General features: G+C 56.4%; 22 protein-coding genes. 13 read left to right on the top strand and 9 right to left on the bottom strand.

Annotation, left to right across the window (positions count from 1 at the left end):
- Positions 1-150 precede the first annotated feature (150 nt).
- The 5 genes from RAL88_RS06510 (at position 151) to RAL88_RS06490 (ending at position 3,749) form a co-directional block, all read left to right on the top strand.
- A complete protein-coding gene (locus RAL88_RS06510) occupies positions 151-555 on the top strand; it encodes a transcriptional regulator (RefSeq protein WP_306268133.1) in 405 nt (134 codons plus the stop codon).
- 81 nt (positions 556-636) lie between these two features.
- On the top strand, positions 637-933 hold the full coding sequence (locus tag RAL88_RS06505; protein ID WP_306269596.1) for a helix-turn-helix transcriptional regulator: 297 nt from the start codon (positions 637-639) through the stop codon (positions 931-933).
- 129 nt (positions 934-1,062) lie between these two features.
- On the top strand, positions 1,063-2,151 hold the full coding sequence (locus RAL88_RS06500) for a YeeE/YedE family protein (protein WP_306268131.1): 1,089 nt from the start codon (positions 1,063-1,065) through the stop codon (positions 2,149-2,151).
- Entirely contained in the window at positions 2,148-2,453 is a 306-nt protein-coding gene (locus RAL88_RS06495; RefSeq protein ID WP_306268130.1) for a c-type cytochrome, read from the top strand. Before RAL88_RS06500 ends, RAL88_RS06495 begins: the two co-directional genes overlap by 4 nt.
- A 27-nt stretch (positions 2,454-2,480) precedes the next feature.
- On the top strand, positions 2,481-3,749 hold the full coding sequence (locus RAL88_RS06490) for an NAD(P)/FAD-dependent oxidoreductase (protein WP_306268128.1): 1,269 nt from the start codon (positions 2,481-2,483) through the stop codon (positions 3,747-3,749).
- A gap of 12 nt (positions 3,750-3,761) precedes the next feature.
- On the opposite strand, the gene RAL88_RS06485 is transcribed toward RAL88_RS06490, so the two are convergent.
- Complete coding sequence (locus RAL88_RS06485; RefSeq protein WP_306268127.1) at positions 3,762-4,862, bottom strand: YeeE/YedE family protein; 1,101 nt, start codon at positions 4,860-4,862, stop codon at positions 3,762-3,764.
- 128 nt (positions 4,863-4,990) lie between these two features.
- Complete coding sequence (locus tag RAL88_RS06480) at positions 4,991-5,911, bottom strand: MBL fold metallo-hydrolase (RefSeq protein ID WP_306268126.1); 921 nt, start codon at positions 5,909-5,911, stop codon at positions 4,991-4,993.
- Positions 5,912-6,091: 180 nt separating this feature from the next.
- Between RAL88_RS06480 and RAL88_RS06475 the strand changes: the two genes are divergently transcribed.
- The 5 genes from RAL88_RS06475 (at position 6,092) to RAL88_RS06455 (ending at position 11,901) form a co-directional block, all read left to right on the top strand.
- A complete protein-coding gene (locus RAL88_RS06475; protein WP_306268125.1) occupies positions 6,092-7,432 on the top strand; it encodes an FAD-binding oxidoreductase in 1,341 nt (446 codons plus the stop codon).
- Between the two features lie 15 nt (positions 7,433-7,447).
- Positions 7,448-8,431, top strand: a complete 984-nt coding sequence (locus RAL88_RS06470) for a TRAP transporter substrate-binding protein (protein WP_306268124.1) — start codon at positions 7,448-7,450, stop codon at positions 8,429-8,431.
- Between the two features lie 108 nt (positions 8,432-8,539).
- Positions 8,540-9,043, top strand: a complete 504-nt coding sequence (locus RAL88_RS06465) for a HugZ family protein (RefSeq protein ID WP_306268123.1) — start codon at positions 8,540-8,542, stop codon at positions 9,041-9,043.
- Positions 9,044-9,324: 281 nt separating this feature from the next.
- On the top strand, positions 9,325-10,251 hold the full coding sequence (locus RAL88_RS06460) for an ornithine cyclodeaminase family protein (protein WP_306268121.1): 927 nt from the start codon (positions 9,325-9,327) through the stop codon (positions 10,249-10,251).
- A 9-nt stretch (positions 10,252-10,260) separates the two neighbouring features.
- Entirely contained in the window at positions 10,261-11,901 is a 1,641-nt protein-coding gene (locus RAL88_RS06455) for a thiamine pyrophosphate-binding protein (protein ID WP_306268119.1), read from the top strand.
- Positions 11,902-12,025: 124 nt separating this feature from the next.
- Here the strand turns inward: RAL88_RS06455 and RAL88_RS06450 are convergent, their stop codons facing one another.
- From RAL88_RS06450 to RAL88_RS06430, 5 genes are all read right to left on the bottom strand, one after another.
- Positions 12,026-12,913: a tyrosinase family protein gene (locus RAL88_RS06450; protein WP_306268118.1), complete on the bottom strand. Its 888-nt coding sequence runs from the start codon at positions 12,911-12,913 to the stop codon at positions 12,026-12,028.
- Positions 12,910-13,188, bottom strand: a complete 279-nt coding sequence (locus tag RAL88_RS06445; RefSeq protein ID WP_306268117.1) for a hypothetical protein — start codon at positions 13,186-13,188, stop codon at positions 12,910-12,912. Before RAL88_RS06445 ends, RAL88_RS06450 begins: the two co-directional genes overlap by 4 nt.
- A gap of 431 nt (positions 13,189-13,619) precedes the next feature.
- The gene (locus RAL88_RS06440; protein WP_306268115.1) at positions 13,620-13,979 is read right to left on the bottom strand and encodes a response regulator; all 360 of its coding nucleotides are present in this window, start codon (positions 13,977-13,979) and stop codon (positions 13,620-13,622) included.
- A 4-nt stretch (positions 13,980-13,983) separates the two neighbouring features.
- Positions 13,984-15,069 carry an HWE histidine kinase domain-containing protein gene (locus RAL88_RS06435; RefSeq protein ID WP_306268114.1) on the bottom strand — a complete coding sequence of 362 codons (1,086 nt, stop codon included), beginning with the start codon at positions 15,067-15,069 and terminating at the stop codon, positions 13,984-13,986.
- Positions 15,070-15,215: 146 nt separating this feature from the next.
- The gene (locus RAL88_RS06430) at positions 15,216-15,962 is read right to left on the bottom strand and encodes a hypothetical protein (RefSeq protein ID WP_306268112.1); all 747 of its coding nucleotides are present in this window, start codon (positions 15,960-15,962) and stop codon (positions 15,216-15,218) included.
- A gap of 276 nt (positions 15,963-16,238) precedes the next feature.
- Here RAL88_RS06430 and RAL88_RS06425 point away from each other — a divergent pair, with 276 nt between their 5' ends.
- Complete coding sequence (locus tag RAL88_RS06425) at positions 16,239-16,541, top strand: HlyU family transcriptional regulator (protein WP_306268110.1); 303 nt, start codon at positions 16,239-16,241, stop codon at positions 16,539-16,541.
- Positions 16,542-16,581: 40 nt separating this feature from the next.
- On the opposite strand, the gene RAL88_RS06420 is transcribed toward RAL88_RS06425, so the two are convergent.
- Together RAL88_RS06420 and RAL88_RS06415 are read right to left on the bottom strand one after the other, a co-directional pair.
- Positions 16,582-17,883 (bottom strand): TRAP transporter large permease, encoded by a 1,302-nt coding sequence (locus tag RAL88_RS06420; protein WP_306268108.1) that lies wholly within the window; start codon positions 17,881-17,883, stop codon positions 16,582-16,584.
- Positions 17,883-18,413, bottom strand: a complete 531-nt coding sequence (locus RAL88_RS06415; RefSeq protein ID WP_306268106.1) for a TRAP transporter small permease — start codon at positions 18,411-18,413, stop codon at positions 17,883-17,885. The genes RAL88_RS06420 and RAL88_RS06415 overlap by 1 nt, the downstream gene beginning before the upstream one ends.
- A gap of 275 nt (positions 18,414-18,688) precedes the next feature.
- Here RAL88_RS06415 and RAL88_RS06410 point away from each other — a divergent pair, with 275 nt between their 5' ends.
- Together RAL88_RS06410 and RAL88_RS06405 are read left to right on the top strand one after the other, a co-directional pair.
- Positions 18,689-20,290: a bifunctional UDP-sugar hydrolase/5'-nucleotidase gene (locus RAL88_RS06410; RefSeq protein WP_306268104.1), complete on the top strand. Its 1,602-nt coding sequence runs from the start codon at positions 18,689-18,691 to the stop codon at positions 20,288-20,290.
- A gap of 187 nt (positions 20,291-20,477) precedes the next feature.
- Positions 20,478-20,999 carry a GNAT family N-acetyltransferase gene (locus RAL88_RS06405; protein ID WP_306268102.1) on the top strand — a complete coding sequence of 174 codons (522 nt, stop codon included), beginning with the start codon at positions 20,478-20,480 and terminating at the stop codon, positions 20,997-20,999.
- The last annotated feature ends 41 nt before the right edge of the window (positions 21,000-21,040 follow it).

The raw sequence follows: 21,040 nt of genomic DNA, 5'->3' as shown, positions 1-21,040 counted from the left end.
CCGTGACATCCGGACCAGCCCGCAACGGGTCGGTTTTCCGATCATTCATATTCAGATATTACAATTTGTTTTTGTTTTCAGCAATCCGGAAAGCTGCTATGAAGAACCATATCAACGTCTTGGCACAGTTTGAGGGTGATAAGACCGGCCATGAAGATCAACACTATCACGCCGATGAAACTTGTTCTGGCCGTGCTGGCGGGTTTATGGGCTTTGCCTGTAAACGCCGCTGAACTGATCATGATGGAGCAGGATGGCTGCGTGTGGTGTCAACGCTGGCGCGCGGAACTTGGACCGATTTATCCCAAAACTGAAGAAGGCAAGCGCGCTCCCCTGCGCGTGATCAATATTTTCGATCCGGTCCCCGACGATCTGAGCCAGATCAGCATTGACCGCTTCACACCGACTTTTGTGCTAATTGACGGTGGTGTGGAACTTGGCCGCATTCGCGGTTATCCGGGTGAGGAGTTGTTTTGGTGGGTGTTGTCGGATCTTGTCAAGAAGCTTCCTGAACCCGCTGAAAGTCCGGCGGGCGAAACCGTACCGAAAACCTGACTGTTAGGCTTGAATATGTCTGTACCTGAATCCAGATCACAGTCCACCGGCACCGCGCTGGTCTTTGGCGATGTAAACTCGATGGACGCCATGATGGACAGCGCCAAGGCTGCCACCGACTTTCTGAAGGCGCTGGGCCATGAAGGCCGTCTGATGATCCTGTGCCGCTTGGTTGAGAGCGAGTGCTCGGTAACCGAGTTGGAAGATTTGTTGTCCGCGCGCCAGGCTGCCGTCTCGCAGCAACTCGCCCGGCTGCGGCTTGAAGGCCTGGTCAAGACCCGGCGCGAAGGCAAAGTGATGTATTATTCCCTTGCCGATGAACGCGTGGAGCGGATGATCGGCCTTGTCTACGATTTGTTCTGCAAAGAAGGCTGTTGAGGGTTGTGGTATGACTGGAGCCTTTACGGGTTCTAAGCCGGAATAATCGGAGGATTGGTTTGATTTGATTGCGAAACGATTGCATCTGTTTTATATTCAAAAAAACTAATATGTCGGGATGCTTGCAGCATGGAGGAGCTGTCACCAGGCGCGATTGCAGCCATTTGCGGGCTGCTGGGCGGTGCTGTTCTGGGTTTTTCAGCACGCTGGGGCCGATTTTGCACTCTGGGTGCGATTGAGGACAATGTGCTGGCCGGCAATACTCTGCGATTGCGGATGTGGGGACTGGCTATTGCTATTGGCACCATGGCGAGCTTCGCGCTTCATGGTGCCGGACTGATTGATCTGACCCGGACCTTCTATATTGCCACGCCAACCACACTCATTGCGACTTTTGTCGGCAGTGTCATTTTCGGACTTGGCATGTCGCTCGCCGGAACCTGCGGCTTCGGCACGCTGGCGCGCATTGGCGGCGGTGATCTGAAATCGATTGTCACATTTCTGGTGATGGGCATCACTGCCTATGCGACGTTGCGCGGCGCTGGCGCCTATCTGCGCCTTGGCCTGGGTGTTCCGGAGCGCACTGCAGAGCGTGAAGATGCCGGATTTGCCTTTGTGATTGAACGGATGACCGGCCTGTCAGCGACCGCAGCCGGGCTGATGATCGCTGTGGTTCTCGCTGTCTTCTGCCTGTCATCACACGCATTCCGGCGCAGTGGACGATTGCTGCTGACCGCGGCCGTCGTGGGGCTGACCATAGCTTTTGGCTGGTACGCCACCGGCGTGCTGGCGGCTGATCCGTTCGATCCCTATCCGCTGGAATCCTTCACCTTTTCAGCTCCTTTGGGGGAAGCCATCATCTATGTCATGACGATGACCGGAGCGAGCCTGAAATTCGGCATTGGTGCTGTGGCCGGTGTCATTCTCGGCGCGGCCGCGACAACGCTGGTGCAACGCCATTTTCGCTGGGAGGCCTGTGACGATGCGCGCGAGATGCGGCGCCAGATGCTGGGCGGACTGCTGATGGGCTTCGGCGGCGTGACCGCATTCGGCTGCACCGTGGGGCAGGGTCTGACGGCTGCCTCGGCGCTGGCATATTCGGCACCACTGGCCTTGTTGGGGATCTATGCCGGGGCATGGATCGGATTGCATGCGCTGGTGCATGGTTCGGTGATTGAACCGCTGAAGCAATTGTGGCCTTTGGGAAATCGGCCATGAATGCTTTGATCGCGGCGCTTGTCTGCCTCGTTTCTATCTCCGGGAGTATCGCCAGTGAAGGTGATGTCGCGTACGGGGCTTATCTGGCGGCTGAATGCGTCAGCTGTCACCGCTCCGGCGCTGATGCGGACGGGCCGATACCATTGATTGAAGGCTGGGATGAAGCGGCATTTGTTGCAGTGATGCAGTCGTTCAGGCGGCGCGCGCGCGACAATGTGACAATGCAGACCATTGCGGCTGCTCTGGATGATGAGCAGCTGGCAGCTTTGGCCGCCTATTTTGCGGCCCAAAAAACTGAATAGAGGGCAAACCGAATAGAGGGGGATCTTATGTCAAACCTGTCGAGACGCACATTCAACACGCTTCTGGGTGGCGCTTCAATGATGTCGCTGGCGGTGCCGAACATTGCCTTCGGGGCCAAGCCGAAAGCCGTGATCATTGGCGGCGGCGCCGGCGGCGCCACTGCTGCGCGCTATATTGCCAAGGATTCCAATGGCGAGATCGAGGTCACGCTGGTGGAGCCGAACAAGCGCTATTACACCTGCTTTTTTTCCAATCTCTATCTTGGCGGTCTGCGTGACTTTGCCTCCCTGGGACACGGTTATGACCGGCTCGTGACGCAACACGGGATCAATGTCATTCATGACTGGGCCATCGGCGTTGATGGTGCTGCCAAAACTGTAACCCTGGGATCGGGGGTGACACTTCCTTATGACAGGCTGGTCCTGTCACCTGGCATCGATATGAAATATGACAGTTTGCCAGGCTATTCGATTGCGGCGCAAAGCCGGGCTCCCCATGGCTGGAAGTCCGGCACTCAGGTGCAGATCATCAAGGCTCAGGTGGAAGGGCTGCGTCAGGGTGGAACGTTCATCATGGTGCCGCCGCCCGACCCATTTCGCTGCCCGCCGGGTCCCTATGAGCGGGTCTCGATGATTGCGCATATCCTGAAACAGATAAATCCTTCGGCGCGGATCATCATTCTGGATACCAAGCCCAAATTCTCCAAGCAGGGGCTGTTTGCCGAAGGCTGGGAAATTCATTATCCGGGGATGATTGAATGGATCGGGCCGGATATCCATGGCGGCATTCTCAACGTCAACACAGACGAAATGTCCGTGGAAACCGATTTTGACACGTTCAAGGCGGATGCCATGAGCATCATTCCAGCGCAAAAAGCGGGAGCCATTGCCATGCGTGCCGGTGTGACCGACGGCGACTGGGCACCGATCGTGCCAGCCACAATGCAGGCAAAAGCTGATGACAATATCTACGTGCTGGGAGATGCGTCGGCTGCCTCCGAGATGCCGAAATCAGGCTTTTCGGCCAACAGTCAAGCCAAGGTTGCAGCCAATCATGTTCGCGCCGAACTGACCGGCAGCCGTCTGTTTGAACCACGCTTCGTCAACACCTGCTGGAGCCTGATCGCGCCTGATGACGGGGTCAAGGTGGGAGCCCGCTACACGGCAGGGACGGACAAGATTGAAAGCGTTGAAAGCTTTATTTCGCAACCCGATGAAAGCGCCGATATGCGGCGCGCAACCTATCTGGAATCCGAAAGCTGGTATGCGGCCATGACCGATGATCTGTTTGGATGAAATGTGATCGGGCTATTCAGCGGGAATAAGCATCGCCGGCTCTGCCTCGGCCTCGCGTGAGGCCTGAAATTTCATGGTTGCAAAGCCACCGACCAGTATGGCTCCAAGCGCAATCAGCGAAGAGGGCGCTGCGGTGGACAGGCCGGACAGGCCCTGGCCCACTGTGCAGCCAAGCGCCGTGACACCGCCAAAGCCCATCAGCACGCCACCGGACAGATAGCGCAGGATCGAAATCTCGCTGACAAAGCCCTGAAAGCGGAAACGACCGGATAGCAGCGCACTGAAAAAAGCACCGGCCAGCACGCCGCCAACCATGGCAATGGAAAAGCGCACGGTGTCACCAGTGAAGATCATCAGATATTGCACGCTTTCGGCGACTGGAGCGACGAAGCTCAGCGAGGCCAGTTGCGTCGGTTCAAATTCATCATTGCCGACCACGCCGGTGATCACCCAGCCGAGCACAACCAGCGCACCAATGGCGAGGCCGGGCAGAATTGCGCGGCGAAGCCCATGGCGCCGGGCTGTCAACACGGCCGCAGCGGCCAGAACGGCAATGCCGACCGCGACAATTGCCGCCAGATTTGCATTGGCTTCGAACAGGTCGGCCGGGGTGATTTCGCTGGCGAACAGGTTTTCCAACTCAATCCGCGGCAGCGCCAGAATGCCGCGCAATGTGGCGTAGGCTGCAATTCCCGTTACCACAATGGTGACGAGGGCGCGGAAATTGCCGGAAGCAGCGAGAACCAGAAGGCGGCTGACGCAGCCGCCGGCCAGAACCATGCCGATGCCGAACAGCAGGCCGCCAACCAGCAGGGGCAGCGGACGGATGGCAACTGACCAGTAAATGCTGCCAGACAAATCAATCAGACCGGCATATTGCAACGCCTGCGTGCCGATAAGAGCGGCGAGAACTGCAAATCCGACCTGGGCTGTGCGGTTTCTGGACGCGGGTCCCGGCTGGCCCGGTGTCGCCCATTCTGCAATCGCGGCACGGGTACAGTAGCGGCTGATTTCTGCGATAACGCCGAACAGAATGCCAAGCCCGAAAGCCGCCACTACCACGAGGGTTGCGGTGTCGTAAGTTTCGCGCAGATTTTCCAGAAGCTCGAACATCCAAGACCCCAATTCTAAACAGAACTGGGTGGTACACGCGGAAATCCGGTTGGCACAGGCATGGCGTTGCGAAAGGCTCCGACAAAAGAAAATATATCTCTTTGAGTCGGCCGATCAGCGCAAAATGTCTATTTTGTCACGAAACGATAGGCTGTGTCGTTGCGTTCGGCGCGGCCAAAGCCGGGATAAGGAAGATGATAGCCCATCAGATCCATCTGCCTGGATGAGACAAAATCCAGCAGGCGCTTGCGCGTGATTATGGCGTGCTCAGCATCGACATCCTGTGCGAAAGGCCATTCGGGATGTTCAAAGGTGATGAAAGGATGGGCCAGCGCATCGCCAAGCACGAGTAACTGGTCTGTGCCGTTATTGAGTTCAAACGAACAATGGCCCGGCGTGTGGCCGGAGGTGTCATGGGCGTAAATGCCGCTGAGAATTTCACTTTCCGGCTGAAACAGCGTGATCCGGTCAGCCAGTGCTTCAAGCCTGCGTTTGCTGCCCACTGCCAGTCCCTGCTGGTCGTCACGGACATTGTTGACAGTTTCCGGGTCGGTCCAGAACTGCCATTCCGGCTCGGAAATATAATAATTCGCGTCGCTGAAAAACAACTCGTCAAAATCATCCAGCAGACCCCATAAATGGTCCGGATGGGCATGGGTGAAGATGATGTCGGTGACATCCTGCGGGGCAAGATCGATAGCGTCCAGCGCCTCGGGCAACTTTCCCGTCGTGGGGAGGAACTGGCTGCCGCCGCCGACGTCGAACAGCACGGTGCGCTCGCCACTCCTGAAAAGGGTCAGATTGCAGGGCGGCTCCATCCGGTCTGTCGGCAGATTGTGGCGGGCCAGCAAGGCGTCCAGTGTTTCATCAGCAACTGCCGGATACATGAAATTCGGCGGGAAACTCATATATCCGTCACTGAGGGCGGTAACACTGCCATCGCCCAGCGGTTTTTGCACTGCGGCAAATGCCGACCGGCCGGCACCGAATATGGAGCCCGCGGCCAATGCACAGGTTCCGGCCAGAAATTCGCGACGGTCGATGCTCATGTGGTGCTCCTGACATATCTATTTTTATGAATGTAACAGATCGCGTTTCACATCGCCAGCGCCTTGCGGGTGGCTGCCGCAAGGATCATGCTGTCTGACGCATGACATTTGCTGCTTGACCAATGGGTGCGGGATTTACAATCTGCCAGGAACAGGAAATGAGGCGTCGCAGGAGTTACAATGGCCGTTGTGAACAGGGACCTGGAGGAGGTGCAAAACTCCGGCAGGAAACATGTCGTCATCATTGGTGCCGGCATTGTTGGCGTATCGAGCGCTGTGTGGCTGCAGCGGGCCGGGCATGAAGTGACGCTGATTGACAAAGGCGGGCCTGCCAGCGGAACTTCCTATGGCAATGGCGGGGTGCTGACGACTATCGGAGTTGTGCCGGTCACCGTACCTGGGCTGCTCGGCAAAGTGCCGAAAATGCTGCTTGATCCGGATCAGCCGCTGTTTCTGCGCTGGTCCTATCTGCCCAGACTGCTGCCATGGCTGTTGCGTTACCTCTCCCATGCCACTGCTGGCGAAGTGGAGCGAATCTCGAAGGCGTTGGCACCTTTACTGCAGGACAGTGTGGAGCAGCACAAGGCCCTCTCAGCGCGCACAAAGGCGGCGCGCTTTGTGCATGACTGCGATTATGTCTACGCCTATGACAGCGCTGCCGCAGCCCGGGCCGATGCGTTTGGCTGGAACGTCAGATCCCGGCGTGGCTGCCGTTGGAGTGAGATGGATGCTGCTGCGTTCCAGGACTACGATCCGGTGTTTGCCGGGCAGGTCGGCTATGCTCATGTCTCGCCCGACAATGGACGGATTTCAGATCCGGGGGCCTATGTCGTTGCACTGGCGGATCATGTCGTCGAGCAGGGTGGCAGAGTGCTGCAAGCCGAAGCACTGGATCTGGAGATTTCCGGCGAGGCGGTGACAGCCGTCGAAACCTCCCAGGGCAGGATCGCCTGCGATGAATTGCTGCTCGCCGCCGGCGTCTGGTCAGGCCCGCTTGCGCGTAAACTCGGCGTCCAGCCGGATCTGGAAAGTGAGCGCGGCTACCATGTGGAGTTCATCAATCCCTCTGTCATGCCACGAGCGGCGATGATGATGGCGGCGGAAAAATTCGTCATCACGCCAATGGAGGGGCGATTGCGGGCGGCTGGCATCGTCGAGTTTGGCGGGCTGGAAAAGCCGCCGCAGCAGGCTGGATTCGATCTGCTGATCCGGCAGGTGAAACAGAAAATGCCGGGTCTGACCTGGGACCGGATTGATACCTGGATGGGACACCGGCCGGCAACCAGCGATTCCATTCCGCTGATCGGCAAGGGCGGGCCCTGCCGCAATGCCTGGTTCGGCTTTGGTCATCACCATGTCGGATTGACAGCCGGGCCAAAAACTGGTCGCATCCTTGCAGATTGCATATCCGGTGTGCCAACAAATGTTGATCTCGGCGTATACAACCCCGATCGGTTTTCGGGGAAGCCGGATCGGTTTTCGGGGAAGCCGGATCAGTTTTCGGGGAAGAAAGAATCATAACAGGGGATTACGGTCATGAGCTTAAAATCAAGATTAACTGTAAGCGCGGCTGCAATTGCGCTTGTTGGCGCATCGACAGCCGGCGCTTTTGCAGAAAAATGGGATATGCCGCTGGCCTATTCCGCTACAAATTATCATTCTGAAAACGGTGCCGTCTTTGCGGCCTGCGTAACAGATGCCACCGGCGGCGATCTGGAAATTGTCACGCATCCGGGCGGCTCCCTATACAAGGGTGACGAAATCAAGCGTGCAGTGCAGACCGGGCAGGCCCAGATTGGCGAACGGCTGTTGTCAGCGCATGCCAATGAAGATCCGCTGTTCGGGGTCGATTCGATTCCGTTCCTGGCAACTTCCTTTGAGGATTCCGCAGCGCTGTGGAAAGCCGCATCCGGTGCGGTGGAAGAAGCTCTTGCCAAGCAGAACCTGGTCTATGTCTATGCTGTTCCCTGGCCCCCGCAAGGGCTGTACTTCAACAAGGAAGTCAACAGCGTTGCCGATATGAAGGGCCTCAAATTCCGGGCCTATAATGCGGCAACTGCGCGGATCGCAGAACTTGCCGGCATGGTACCGGTGCAGATTGAAGCTGCGGAATTGTCACAGGCTCTTGCGACCGGCGTTGCAGAGGCCTTTATCTCCTCCGGTTCCACGGGCTATGACCGCAAAGTGTGGGAACAATTGACGCATTTTTATGATGTGCAGGCCTGGCTGCCGCGCAACACGGTGTTTGTCAACAAGGACGCCTGGGACGGTCTCAGCGATGCCAACAAGAGCGCAATCACACAGTGCGGCGCCAAAGCCGAAGCGGATGGCCTGGCAAAAGCCAAGGAACTCACCCAGTTCTATATTGACGGGTTGGCGGAAAACGGCATGATTGTTGCTGCACCCGGCGACGGGATAAAAGCCGAATTGCAGGAATTCGGTCAAACCATGACCCAGGAATGGCTGGATTCAGCTGGTGAGGCCGGAAAGGCTGCAGTTGAAGCCTACAAAGCAATGTAACAAGTCTGATCTGGAAACAGCGCCAGCTTATAACTCCCGGCGCAATGGTGCCGGGAGGGTGTCAGATTCCGGAATTGCAGGGAACCGATGGTTGCTTGGTAAATCTGCATGATTGATCAAACCCCACAGAGCAAGAGCCCCATCCGGGAAACCGATGATGGCGCGCGCGCACTTGGCAAAAGCCTTCTGGCCAATGCCAGATTTGCGGCGCTGGCCACGGTAGAACCGGAGACCGGCGATCCGCTGGCAAGTCGCATCGCATTTGGTCTTGATGCTGACGCTCAGCCGGTATCGCTGATGTCGAGGCTGGCGTTTCATACCAAGGCGTTGTTGAGCCAGCCGAGATGCTCTTTGCTGGTCGGCGAGCCGGGCAAGGGAGACCCGCTGGCCCATCCGCGCATCAGCCTGCAGGCCATTGCGTTGCCGATCGTGCGGACCTCGCCGGATCACGCTGCAATCCGGGCGCATTATCTGAAGCAGCATCCCAAGGCAGCGCTATATGTCGATTTCGGTGATTTCCTGTTTGTCCGCTTCCAGATCCGCTCGGCCTATCTGAATGGCGGGTTCGGAAAAGCCTATGTTCTGGAGGCGTCGGATCTGGCTGCCGGATGATTTGTGGCACCGAATCTGACGCCAGGGACCGGGGAATTGAGCTCGTCATATCAGCAAGTGCTGGCCCCCCCGGGACAAGCGCCGGCTGAAACAGAGACCTTTTCAGCAACCTGCTAAATCCTCGGCAAGTCTTGACGTCCCATAATCCGGATATTGCCGGACAGCAGATGTTGGAGACCGAAATTGAGACTGGAGACCGGATCGCAACTTCATTATAGGGTAGAGGCCGGCGAGAAAATTTGCCAAGAGAGGTATTCCTGTTTGTGGGCACTGGAGTTGATATGCAGATACTGACTGCGGAGATGCTGGAAAAGTCTGTTGACTGGCAAGCGTTGATGGATGGGCTGATCGCAGGCCACAAAATGCCGAAAGCCCATATCGGCGATACGCTTCTGGAGCAGGGCGGGCGCAAATTTCTGGCGCGGTCAGCCTGGATTGAAGGATTGGGTGCCTGCACCAAGGCGGTAACTATCTATCCGGACAATTCGCAGCAAAAGCCGGCGCTGCCTTCGGTACAGGGGCATCTGATCATGTTTGACGAGGCCACTGGCGCACCGCTGGCGCTGCTCGACGGCCCGGCCGAGACCCGGTTGAAAACCGCTGCTGACAGTGCCCTTGGCAGCGCTCTGCTGTCACGGCAGGATGCCGAATTGCTGCTGATGGTGGGAGCGGGCAATATGGCAGGCCCGCTGATAGAAGCGCATCTGGCGGCGCGTCCCTCGCTGCAGAAAGTTCTGATCTGGAACCGCACAGAAAAACGTGCGGCGCAGCTGGCCGCGGACATAAAACGCCTGACCGGAATTGATGCGGAAGCCATATCCGAGTTGGATGAGGCGATTCCCGAAGCCGACATCATTTGCAGTGCAACAATGAGCGAGAAGCCGGTCATCAAGGGTGCCCTGTTGTCAAAAGGGACACATCTTGATCTCGTCGGAGCCTATACGCCGACCATGCGCGAAGTGGATAACAAGGCGCTGGCGCGGGCGCGGCTGTTCGCCGACAGTTTCGACACAACGCTGGATCATATTGGCGAGTACAAAATTCCGCTGCAGCGCGGTGCTATTCAGCGCAGCGATGTTCTGGCAGACTTTTACGGCCTGGTCGACGGTGCCAAGGGGCGTCTTGATGACGACGACATTACCTTGTTTAAGAACGGTGGCGGCGCGCATCTTGATTTGATGATCGCACATCATTTTGCCAATCAGTAGGACAGGCTCATGAGTTTGAGACACGGCGGCCGGATTCTGGTCGATCAATTGCGTATTCAGGGTGTGGAGCGCATTTTCTGCATTCCCGGCGAGAGTTTTCTGGCCGCACTGGACGGGCTGCATGACAGCGATATTGAAACCATTGTCTGCCGCCAGGAAGGTGGTGTGGCGATGATGGCCGATGCCACGGCGCGACTGACCGGCAGACCCGGCATAGCATTTGTGACCCGAGGCCCCGGTGCGACAAATGCCTCTGCCGGCGTGCATATTGCGTTTCAGGATTCCGTGCCGATGATCCTGTTTATCGGCCAGGTTGCAAGTGATCAGAAGGACCGTGAGGCGTTTCAGGAAGTTGATTACCGGCAGATGTTCGGCCCCCTTGCCAAATGGGTCGCCGAGATTGAAAGCACGGACCGTATTCCGGAATATGTCTCGCACGCCTTTCATGTGGCCAGCAGCGGGCGGCCAGGACCGGTGGTTCTGGCACTGCCAGAGGATATGCTGTCAGCCAGTGCGGATGTCGCAGATGCGCCAGCAGCGACGGTGCAGGGCAACGGATTATCATTGCAGGCGGTGCAGCAGATACATGAAGCGCTGCAAAAGTCTGAAAAGCCGCTGATTATTGCCGGCGGCGGGGGATGGTCCACAAAGGCGGCGACAGATATTGCCCGGCTGGCCGAGCAGACCGGTGTGCCGGTGGCCACCAGTTTCCGCTGTCAGGACTATATGGACAACAGCCATGACCATTATGTCGGTGATGTCGGGATCAGCATCAATCCGGCATTGGCGGACCATATAAGGGCAAGCGATTGCCTGCTGGTGATTGGCGCCCGGCTGGGGGAAATGACCACCAGCGGCTATACGCTGCTGTCGATTCCAAAACCGGCACAGAGCCTGGTTCATATCTATCCTGATGCGGATGAACTGGGGCGGGTATACCGCCCGGATATGGGGTTCGTCGCCGGTTCGGCGGAAGCGTTGTCGGCGCTGGCTGGCTTCAAGGGGGAACCGGTAACGCGGCCCCGCCAGGTGACAATGGATTTGCGGGCCTCCTATGAGGATTGGCAGATCCCGGAAGAAACCCCGGGTGATCTGAAGCTGGAGCAGGTGATCAGCCACTTGCGGCAGGCCTTGCCGGAAGACGCCATCATCACCAACGGCGCGGGCAACTATGCCGGCTGGCTGCACCGCTACTACCGGTTTCGCCGCTACCGCACCCAGTTGGCACCTACGTCAGGCTCGATGGGGTTCGGCCTGCCAGCTTCTGTCGCTGCCAAACTGCAGTTCCCTGAGCGCACTGTGATCTGCTATGCGGGAGACGGCGATTTTCAGATGCATTGCCAGGAATTCGGCACGGCCTGCCAATATGGCGCGAATATTGTGGTGCTGATCTCCAATAATGGGCTTTACGGTACGATCCGCATGCATCAGGAGAAACATTATCCAGGTCGTGTCAGCGGGACAGGGCTGACCAACCCGGATTTCGCCAAATGGGCGGAAAGCTATGGTGGCTATGGCGAAACCGTTACCCGCGACGTGGATTTCCCGGCGGCGCTGGAGCGCGCCAGACAAGCTGGCAAACCGGCAATCCTCAACCTTCAAATCGATCCCCGCGCCCTCGCAACGCGAATGGTCCTGAAAGAAGTCTGAAACGGTTCAATTTTATTTGAAATCCATGAAGGGTGCTTCACTGCTTGTGGCGGAGTGCTTCATTAGTACAGAATCACTTTTCTGCAGGCTGTCCTGTCTATTGCGTTTCAACAACAGGCGCTCCTCACAGCCCGGCAATGACGAGCGTCGGTGGTATATCCGTAATCAGCGTGTTGCCGTGCGCTTGCTCCCACTCCACTTCGAGGGCGGAGTCACGGCCGTAGCCGTAGCCGCCAACCGGTTCGAAAAAGCCCAGTTCGCGATGATTCAGCATCTGATTCGGAGTTGCGCCGCTGAACCCCGGCTGGTTCTGCCAAGGTGTCGTCACCTCGGGCATTTCCTCGTCCGCTCCCACATATGGGGCCAACGGAGCCCTAGCGTCACTTTCAATCACGGTCGTATCATCATATTGCGATTTGCCTGCGTTGTTAATCTGCCAAATAGCCCAGAGCCGATCAATGTTGCAGTGGTGCAGGTAGAACAGCGGGTCACGGGGTGAATCGCCAACGCTCATAGTTCCCCCGACCCAGACGTGGGCATGTACGTGGCTGCCCATTCGGCTGCCATTGGCACCTTCCACCTTGCGATATTCCGCAAAAGTTGCGGCACTCAGTTCGGCCACCACATGAGAAAGGCTCGGAAGGTTCCAGCCGTCGCCGTCGCCGTTACGCAAATAGCTCCAACCGGAATCGAACTTGCCGCCGATATTGTCGCGACCGCCAAAGATGCTTTCCCAAGCGTTAACGTCGATGTCGTCGGAATCGCTCCTTGTCCAGTTCCAGTAGGGCAGCATCACAGAGCCGTCGAATTCTTGCAGCGCCAGCTCAAGTTTGCGCAGGAAATACCGATGCCATGGGAGAAATTGTGATCGCCAATGAATACCACTGTAGAAGTAGTTTTCGTGCGTGACGGCGTGGGTGTCGATGAGCCCGGTCGAGTTGACATGATTAAATGCTGCAGCAAACGTCTCGCGTTCGGCGGTGCTCAAATCGAGGAAGTTGCGGCGGATCATTGCGACTTCTCCGGCTGCGTGTCGACAAATTTGCGGGCCGCCTCCAGAAGCGTGTTCTCCGTGGGCATGTAATAAATGTTATATCCGTTGGAGTTCATGGTGAACGGCACCGGCTTGCCGTCGATAGTCAGCATCTGCCCAGCCGTCTCGCGAGCAGCCATGACGGACTCTTCGAACCAACTCTCTGGTGCAATTTCGTTGAAAGCGCTGGACGTAAAGTTTTCCTCAGAAATTACCTCAATCACATAGCCGCGACGGATTTCAGCCTGCGCCATAGTTGCAGTCCTCCTAAAAACCGCTTTTCGGAAATATTACCTTTTGTTGAAATTATACCATCTTGGGTTGTTTTTGCAATCAGAAAATCGTTTTTTGAAAGCATGTCTACCGTTCGTAACGCGGGCGAAGCGTAATTTGAACACTGGATGGCCACCGGATGCCGAGTGCGCAAATTTTCCTGTTGGCCGAGTGCAAGTCCTTCGAAGGACTGGTTCCGGTCCGAATGAATGTAGTGAAAACTATTGAGATTTTCGTAGAAATACACTGCCAATCAAGTACTCACGGTCCCCGCACTGCAGCGACCGAACTTGGTCGACAGTTCGACATGGTAAAGACAGGATGTAATTCCTGTCGCTTTAGTATGGGGGTCGTCTGCCATCAAATCTGTTTGGTGGTGGCTCGTCACACCGATAAAATCGAACTGACGGGTTTATTTGCCCAGCTTCAGCAGCATCTTGCGTAACTCGTCTCTGGAGACCGGTTTGCGCATCACGCGATCATCAGTTCCCACAAAGTCAATCTGATCCGGCTCATAGGCCGTGATATAGACATAGGGAATGTTTCGATCACTCAGAATCTTCGCGATCGGCGCAGAGGTCTTTCCGCGCCCCAGATTGACGTCCAGGCAGGCAACGTCAAAGTCCCCGACCTCTGCTAAAGTCAGTGCGTGTTCCAGATGCGTTGAGGGGCCGACAACTTCGAATCCCAGGTCCTCCAGTGCATCCGCCATCTCAAATGCGATGATGGTCTCATCCTCTACGATGAAAATTCTTTTTGGTTGATTTGGCATAAGTTCAACTCTCTTGCATTAACGGCACCTCTAGGCGCCATGTGAAACCGGTCTCCGGAAATTCCATCAAAACGCTGCCCGACGTTTCAGCTACCAATACGCGGTCGATAATTTTCGATCCAAAACCCTTACTCTGTACTTTAACGGGCGGGGGCCCACCTAGTTCCTTCCAATCTACCACCAGCGACTCTTTGTCGCCTTTCACTTCTTTCCAGGTCAAAATCACCGTGCCCTCCGGTACAGACAGGCTGCCATGCTTCACCGCATTTGTAGCCAGTTCATAAAACGCCATCGACAACGCCAATGCGTTCTTGGACGGCAATTGCACTGCAGGACCCTCCATCGAAATTCTGCCCTCGGCGATTCGCCCGATTGTATCATGAGCGATATCTGCCACCAGTGCCTGATCCCATCTGCTGCCGATCAATTGGGAATGAGCTGTGGCGTAAGCCTCAAGCCGGGCGTCGATGGTATCTCTGACATCGGACGTTGCTTCGGAACCACGCAGGGATTGGCTGACGATGGATTTCACCACGGTGAAAGCGTTCTTCACCCGGTGGTTGAGCTCCCCGATCAGAATTTCCTGCTGGCTCAAAAGATGGCGTTCATTATCGATGTCCAGCAGAGCAACCGCTGCCCCGATCCTTTTGCCCTCGTCGTCCAATACAGGTCTGCCGACAATGCGCATCCAGAATGTGCTGCCATCTCCGCGTTGATAATGAACGTCGAGCGCGGAATAGTCCTTGCCGTCGCGGATAATCTGCGAGAGCGGATATTCATGGCTCTCAACCCGCGTGCCGTCTTCATGATGAGAAATCCATTCACCATAGGAATCAACGTCGTTAGATTCCAGAATCGGATGACGCACCATTTCCACTGCACGTTCATTGCCCATGAGGATGCGGCCTGTCGGAGATTGTGCAATCACCACTCCGATAGGCATGGTTTCCAGCATCGCTTCGAGAAAGTTGGAGTGCCGCTTTGCCGCTCCTGCAGTCCGGGCATCTGCTGCTCTTGCTGCAATGGCTTCCGCGAGTTCACGCTTCAGGCGTTCGTTATCTGCACGGATTTCCGTGTTTGAAATGTCCACCAAAACATCCTTCTGTTTTAGATGATCGCCGCTATTGAGACGGCCTCATAATCCTGTATTTCAAACGACACCCGGCCCCCCTATAGCAGGAAGTTTCGGGGCGTGTCAGCAAAATGCAGTAATTTTTTCAGCTTTGTAAAACCGGATTATGTACTGACGGCATATTGCTTCATATGCGCGTAGATCGGCATCGCCGCATCGACAATCGATCGGTGGATATCCGGCACATCGGGCTCAGCTGGTTCCGGCGGGGCAAATCCGGTGGACTTAATGACACTGTCATACCAGTGTGATGCCCAGATACCATCGCTGCCTCGTGGTCCGGCGGGCCAGGACAGCATGTTTTGCGAAAACTCAAGGCTGAGCGCGGTGCACAGTGACCTCAATGCGGCTTCCGGGGTGCGACGGATATCCGTGGCATCCAGCACCGGTGGTGCCTTGCCGGTCAGATCGCAGACCAGATCAAACAGCGCTGCCTGCTCGGCAAAGCCGATATCGGCCAGAGTTATATCTCCGTGTTTGCGGCCGTAGCTGGCGACCACACGGGCCGGATCTCTGATCAGGAATGCATTGGAGAGCTGGCCAATCCATTTGCGGTCATAGGCCGGCAGCATGTGATGGGTCATGTGTTTTTGATACAGCACCGGAGCAGCAGTGTCTGGCTGAAGACAGGCCTTCACAACACTTGACCAGCTAGTATTACCGGCAGCCATGACCTGCGCCGCCATCGGATGCGGCAGGCCGGTGTCTTTCAGATAGGCCGGGTAAAACGGTTCGTCCCAGACTTGCGTGTCAGCCCGGTTTTCGAAGCTGCGCATCATTGCCGTTGACAGATTGCGCGGGCCGGACCACATGGCAATTATACGTGTTTCCGGTATACGTGTTTGTGGCATAGATCGGTTCCGGTTTCCTTTGAAGCATCTGACCGGATATGACGGCAAGGCACACTGTGCGCCTTGGTCATCGTGGCCTCATCTTGAGTGTAGCGATGCCCAAAAGGTGCGCAAGCCGGTTTTCGGTCTGCGCTGCAGTGATCGGCGTCATCAAATGCTTCAATGTGGGCGAGAAAGCATCTAGGGTAGCTTCACACCCGGCTGGCAATGCCGTCGTATCGGCCGAACAGACAGAACGTGCCGGACAGAGAAAATCAGACGATGAACGGAGTGGACATGGCAGGATTCTTTAAAAAACTGTTTGGCGGCGGTGAGGGCGGATCCGTTGCCCATGAAGCAGAACCCTATGAGGGCTGCATGATTGCACCGGCACCACAGAATGCCGGTGGCAGCTGGCGTGTGGCTGGAACGATTACAAAGGAACTTGATGGTGAGACTTATGAGCGGAGCTTCGTGCGTGCCGACACATTTACCGGCCAGGATGAGGCGGTCAAATTCACCCTGGTGAAGGGCCGTCAGATCATCGATCAGAACGGCAAGAGCCTGTTTTCCGATGGCGTAAAATCGCGTCCCGCCTGATGCGATTCACCTGACAGGGATGTCAGAACATGCGCTGGCGTCAGCGCTGACGCATGTTTTCCGGCAGCCATGTTGCAATGTCCGGGAAGAAAATCAGCACAAACACCATCACCACCATAATGCCGAACATCGGCAGGGCGGCTTTTGCAATATAGTTCATTTCGTGATGGGTCATGCCCTGCAGCACAAACAGGTTGAAGCCGATCGGCGGCGTGATCTGCGCCATTTCCACGACGACGACGATAAATATGCCGAACCAGATGACATCAATTCCGGCCTGGCGGATCATCGGTTCAACGACGGCAATGGTCAGCACCACGCTGGAAATGCCATCCAGAAAACAGCCGATGATAATGTAGAACACCAGTAGCGCCATCAGCAGTTCAAAGCGTGACAAATCCAGCGATGCGATGAAACTGGCAAGTGCGCGGGGCAGGCCGGTGAACCCCATCGATAGCGACAAAAAGGCAGCGCCGGCCAGAATCAGCGCGATCATCGCCGAGGTGCGGGTGGCACCCAGCAGGCTTTGGGTGAAACTCGTCCAGGTCAGCGAGCGCTGCAATGCAGCCAGTGCCATGGAGCCGACGACACCGAAAGCGGCCGCTTCCGTCGCGGTGGCGTAACCCAGATACATGGAGCCGATGACAATCAGAATAAGAACGATGACCGGGATCAGAAACCGCGAATTCTTGACCCGCTCCAACAAGCTCATCTCCGGCTCCGGCGTGGGCTTGTAATCTTTGGAAAATATGCCGTAAAGGCTGGCATAGGCCATGAACATCAGCGCCAGAACGAGGCCGGGCAGAATGCCGGCGATGAACAGTTTGGTGATCGATTCATTGATCGTGACGCCATAAACGATGAGGGTCAGTGAAGGCGGGATCATCAGACCCAGCGTGGCAGCGCCGGCCAGGGTGCCGATGATCATTTTTTCCGGGTAGTTACGGGCGCGCAACTCCGGGATCGACATCTTGCCGACGGTGGTCAGGGTGGCGGCGGATGAGCCGGACACGGCGGCAAACACAGTGCAGCCGACAATATTGGTGTGCAGCAGGCCGCCGGGCAGTTTCGCCATCCACGGTGACAGACCCTTGAACATGTCTTCTGAAAGGCGGGTGCGGAACAGGATTTCCCCCATCCAGATAAACATCGGTAATGCGGTCAGCGTCCAGGAAGATGAGGCCGACCAGATGGTGGTCATCATGGCATCGCCGGCGGGGCGGGAGGTGAACAGTTCCATGCCGACGAAGGCGACGCCAAGCAGGGCCAGACCAACCCAGACGCCGCTGCCGAGCAGCAAAAACAGAACAAACAGAAAAACGCCGGTTGCTGCAAATTCCATCAGATCTCATCACCAACCAGCGCTTCGGCACTTATATTATCGTTCCGCGTGAGGATCAGCGTCACCAGATTGTCAAGGAAGCAGACCGCCAGCAGGACGGCGCCCAGGGCGACTACGCTTTGCGGTATCCAAAGTGGCGTGGCATCCTGGCCCTGGCTGATATCGCTGAATTTGAGCGACAGGGTAACGCCTCGAATGGCGTAAAACGCCAGATAGGATGTGGTGGCGCTGGCAATCACCATGCACCATAATTCACCCCAGAAGCGATAGCGCCCAAGGGCGCCGAGAAACAGGCTGACGCGAATATGAGCCCCCCTGTTGAGGGCATAGGCAAAGGCCAGAAAGGAAGAGGCGGCCATAAAATAACCGGCATATTGCGACGAGCCGGGAAACGGGGTGCCGGTCCAGCGTGCAATCATCTGAGCGACAATGATCAGCAGGATCATCAACAGACAGAGCGCGGCAACAATGCCGGCCCCGGTATACAGGCTGTCGAGTACGCGCCGGATTGCCCGTGGCTTGTGTGTCATGTTGCCCCCCGTCCCCTGATCTGCATTGCCATCATGACGTTGTTTCAGTGTGTTTCGCAAGGGCCGGTAACGGCCTGGCCGCGCGCGATGGCGGGCGGATAGCGAAGAAGCCTCTTCACAGGCTTTGGATTTGTGGACTATGGTTTTGTCATAAAGCTTTGCTGATGCTGTGGCACAAGGTTGTGGTATCGGGGGCTGTGGTATCCGGGAGCCGATACAATTGCCGGTCTGATTTTCGGTCGATCTTGATTCTGTCCCATTGAAGGAGTGATTTGATGAAAACCCTATTCAGTCTCACAGCGGCCAGCGTGCTGGCCCTTAGCGGCATGGCGCAGGCGGAATTTTCCCTGACCGTGTTGCACACCAATGATATGCACTCCCGCGTTGAATCGATCAGCAAATATGATTCCGGCTGCAGCGCGGAAGACAATGATGAAGGTAAATGCTTTGGCAGCTATTCGCGCCTTGTAACTGCAGTGGAAAAAGCCCGCGGCATGAGTAACAACACCATTCTGGTGGATGGCGGTGACCAGTTCCAAGGCTCGCTGTTCTATACCTATTACAAGGGCAAAGTTGCCGCCGAAATGATGAACAAGCTCGGCTATGACGGCATGACTGTCGGCAACCACGAGTTTGATGACGGGCCGGAAACTTTGGCCGGTTTCATGGCAACAGTGGGATTTCCGGTCCTGATGTCGAATGCCGATGTCTCGGCTGAACCGGAATTGGCCGGCAAGCTGATGCCATCTACGGTAATTGAGCGCGGTGGCGAGAAAATCGGCCTGATCGGCCTGACGCCGGTTGATGCAGGCGAACTGTCCTCTCCGGGCAAGAATGTGAAGTTTGCCGATCCGGCCGCATCCGTCGCCCGCGAAGTGGCCGCGCTGGAAGCGCAGGGGGTGAACAAGATCATTGTCCTGTCCCATTCCGGTTATCTGGTGGATCAGGATGTGGCCAGCAAGGTGGCCGGAATTGACGTGATTGTTGGCGGTCATTCCCATACCTACCTGTCCAGCAGCTCAGATAAGGCCTCCGGCCCGTATCCGACCATGGTCACCGGTCCGGATGGCTCGCTGACAGCCGTGGTTCAGGCCTATGCCTATGGCAAATATCTTGGCGCACTGGATGTGACATTCGATGACAATGGCGTTGTCACAAAAGCCAGTGGCGAGCCAATTGTCATGGATGGTGAAGTTGTCGAGGACAGCGCTACCAAGCAGCGCATCGCAGAGCTTGCCAAGCCGCTGGAGGAAATCCGCAACAAGGTGGTGTCTGAAACCGTCGGCCTGATTGAAGGCGACCGGGCGGTGTGCCGTGTTGAAGAATGCGAGATGGGCAATCTGGTGGCCGATGCGATGCTTGGCCGGGTTGCCGATCAGGGCATTCAGATTGCGATTACCAATTCCGGCGGCCTGCGCGCGTCGATTGATGGTGGACCGGTAACGATGGGCGAAGTGCTGACCGTGCTGCCGTTCCAGAACACGCTGTCCACCTTCCAGCTGAAAGGCGCCGATGTGCTGGCGGCGCTGGAAAACGGTGTCAGTCAGGTGGAAGAAGTGAAAGGCCGCTTTCCTCAGGTGGCAGGTCTGAAATTCAGCTGGGATCCGTCCACGGCCCCGAATGAAGGCCGCATCAAATCGGTTGAAGTCATGGAAAACGGTGCGTGGACTGCGCTTGACCCGGACAAGACCTATGGCGTCGTGTCGAACAATTTCATGCGCAGCGGCGGTGACGGCTACAGCATTTTTGAAACTGCCGGCATGAAAGCCTATGATTTCGGCCCCGGCCTTGAAGATGTTCTGGCGGATTACCTGGCGGATAATCAGCCCTATACGCCCTACAAGGATGGCCGCATCAGCAAGGTGGCGACGAATTGAGGCATTGACGCATTCGCGTGACACAGCCGGTGGCCGGGGTGACCTGGCCATTGGCCTTTTGGGCTGGGCGATCATTCTTCATAGGTTTATTTACATTGCAGGGGAAGCGCCTTATTTTTCTCCCGGTGCCACTGATGGCGGATACCGATCCGCATTCTGACACCTGTTTTGACAATTGTGATTGTGCATGTCGGTGCTGCTTAAACTCATTCTGAGGCCTGCCGGTCCGGGCGATCTCTTACGTCTGGCTGAGATTGAATCCGGCGGTTTTGCTACGGACCGTATTTCCAACCGCTCGTTTCGTGCGCTGATTGCCAGCGAGACGGCTTATGTCATTGTCGCGGAGGCTGACGGTGAAATCCTCGGCTATGCCCTGGTTCTTTTCAGACGTAAAACCAGGGTTGCGCGGTTATATTCACTCGCCGTCGATCAGACCGCTATCGGCCTTGGACTGGGAAAAAGACTTCTGGCGGAAGCCGAAACTGAAACCCTGCGGCGGGGGCGCGTGATTTTACGTCTCGAAGTTCACGAAAAAAACGTTTTTGCGATAGCACTTTACAAAAATTGCGGATATCAGCCGATTGGCAGATACGAGCGTTATTATGGCGATGGCGGAACAGCACTGAGATTTGAAAAAAACATCCGGACAAATCCGCTGGCTGCACCGGTTCTGCCGTTGGTGGATGATACAAGCTCTGCAGCTTTGTGATTTCAAAACACTACAAAAAGCGAATCTGAGCGCGGAAATAC

The sequence above is a fragment of the Pararhizobium sp. IMCC3301 genome (assembly GCF_030758315.1).
Lineage (GTDB): Bacteria > Pseudomonadota > Alphaproteobacteria > Rhizobiales.
Note: the sequence above shows the minus strand (reverse complement) of the source record. Positions and strands in the feature narration are given on the sequence as shown.